This is a genomic window from Streptomyces olivochromogenes (genome assembly GCF_001514115.1).
GTDB classification, from domain to species: domain Bacteria; phylum Actinomycetota; class Actinomycetes; order Streptomycetales; family Streptomycetaceae; genus Streptomyces; species Streptomyces olivochromogenes.
The window spans coordinates 1-1,978 of the sequence record NZ_KQ948519.1; the positions used below are offsets into that span (position 1 = coordinate 1).

Genomic DNA, 1,978 nt, shown 5'->3' on the forward strand with positions numbered 1-1,978 from the left:
GCCTTCCTCGCGGAGCAGGATACGCAGGCCCTCGTGGCTGATGTCGTCGACCACCCCCTCGGCGACCAGGAAGTCCGCCAGTTTGGTCAGGCTCCAGGTTGAGAAGGGCAGGCCATGCTCGACCGGCCTGGACTTGGCGATCTTCTTGATCTCCCGGCGCTCGGGCAGCGTGAAGGTCTTCGGCCGTCCGCCTTTGTACTTCGGGTACAGGGAGCCGAAGCCGTCAGTGTTGAAGTTGTGGATCACGTCCCGGACCCGGTCGTCACTGGTGAACGCCACCTCGGCAATCTTCGCCACCGCCATGCCCTGCGCGGACAGCAGCACCACCTGGGCCCGCCGCCAGGTCACTACCGACCCCGTGCCCCGGCGGATGATCCGCAGCAACCGCCGTCCCTCTTCATTATCGATCTCACGAACACGTACTCGTTCTGCCACCCGCACAGCCTGATGGCTCAACCCCATCCGGAACAGGATCTGGGCAGCGCGTCACATCACAACAGGGCGAACGTTGCTTGGCACGGCACTAGTGTGATGCGCCAGAAATCCTGAGGGTTAGTTCTGCTCTGTCTTCTGGCGGTCGGTTCCAACCTTGGTGAGGTAGTCGGCGAGGGAGTTGAGAATCTCGTCGGCGGTCTTGGTCCAGGTGAAGGGCCGCGGGTTCTCGTTCCAGGTGTCGATCCATGCGGTGATGTCGTCCTCCAGGGCCTGCACGGACCTGTGGACGCCGCGGCGGATGAGCTTGTCGGTCAGCAGACCGAACCACCGCTCGACCTGGTTCATCCAGGAAGAGCCGGTGGGGGTGAAGTGGACGTGAAAGCGCGGGTGTCTGCCCAGCCACGTCCTGATCTCGGCGGTGTTGTGGGTGGCGTAGTTGTCGCAGACGAGGTGGACGTCGAGCCCGACGGGCACCGCCTTGTCGATCCGGACCAGGAACTTCTTGAACTCAATCGCACGGTGGCGGCGGTGGAGCTGGGATATGACGGTGCCGTCAGTGATGTTGAAGGCGGCGAACAGACTGGTGATGCCGTGCCGCAGGTAGTCGTGGGTACGGCGTTCGGGCATGCCCGGCATCATCGGCAGGACCGGCTGTGAGCGGTCCAGCGCCTGGATCTGGGACTTCTCGTCCACGCAGAGCACGACCGCCTTCTCGGGCGGGTGGTGGTACAGGCCGACTACATCAACGACCTTGGCGACGAACTGCGGGTCGGTGGAGAGTTTGAAGGAGTCCTGCAGGTGGGGCTTGAGGTCGAACTTCTTCCAGATCCGGCCGATGGTCGACTTCGACAGGCCGGTGCGCTGGGCCATCGAAGCCCGTGACCAGTGCGTGTCCTGGCCCGGCGTGGACTCCAGGGTGGCCACGATGACCTCCTCGACCCGGTCGAGGAGGATCGAGGGCGGGCGGCCCGAGCGGGGCTCGTCGTGAAGACCGTCGAGGCGTTTCGCGATGAACCGGGCCCGCCAGCGGTCCACGGTCGACCTGTCGATGCCGAGGTCGGCCGCGGCCTGCTGGTTCGTACCACCCTCTGCGCAGCGCAGCACGATCTTGGCGCGCAATGCGAGGAACTGGGCGGTCTTCGCCTGCCGTGCCCACTGCGTCAACTGCCTCCGCTCAGCATCGTCCAGGACCAGGTCGGCCTTCGGCCGGCCGATCCAGCCGGCGTCCTCAAGCCCGGCCATCCGCTCCGCGGCGAAAGCACGCCGCCACTTGCCCACCGTCTTGGCTTGAACACCGACGACCCGCGCCACAGCCGCGTTTGACATACCGTCAGCGCACGCCAGGATGATGAGGGCCTTCTCCGCCGAGCGCCGGCGCGGCAATTCCGTCCGGCGCACCAACTCGGCACGCTCGGCCTCGGACAGCGTGATCTCCACAGCAGAAGGCCCCGGATGCGACATACCAACAGGGTAGTAACTAACCCTCAGGATTTCTGGCGCATCACACTAGATCACGAAGTCGCACTGGAGTACTAGGTGTATC

Annotated in this window: 2 protein-coding genes; both read right to left on the reverse strand. The window is 64.9% G+C overall.

Translation table 11 applies throughout. The features are described from left to right. Window positions 1-435, reverse strand: a 435-nt coding sequence (locus AQJ27_RS51305; protein WP_208948627.1) for a helix-turn-helix domain-containing protein, incomplete at its 3' end; no start/stop codon positions are given. 117 nt (window positions 436-552) lie between these two features. Then, entirely contained in the window at window positions 553-1,896 is a 1,344-nt protein-coding gene (locus AQJ27_RS51310; RefSeq protein WP_167552168.1) for an IS630 family transposase, read from the reverse strand. Window positions 1,897-1,978: the final 82 nt, after the last annotated feature.

What these genes read in the sequence shown, in the direction of transcription:
- AQJ27_RS51310 (WP_167552168.1), bottom strand. Translation starts at nt 1,896, where the DNA reads ATGTCGCATCCGGGGCCTTCTGCTGTGGAGATCACGCTGTCCGAGGCC.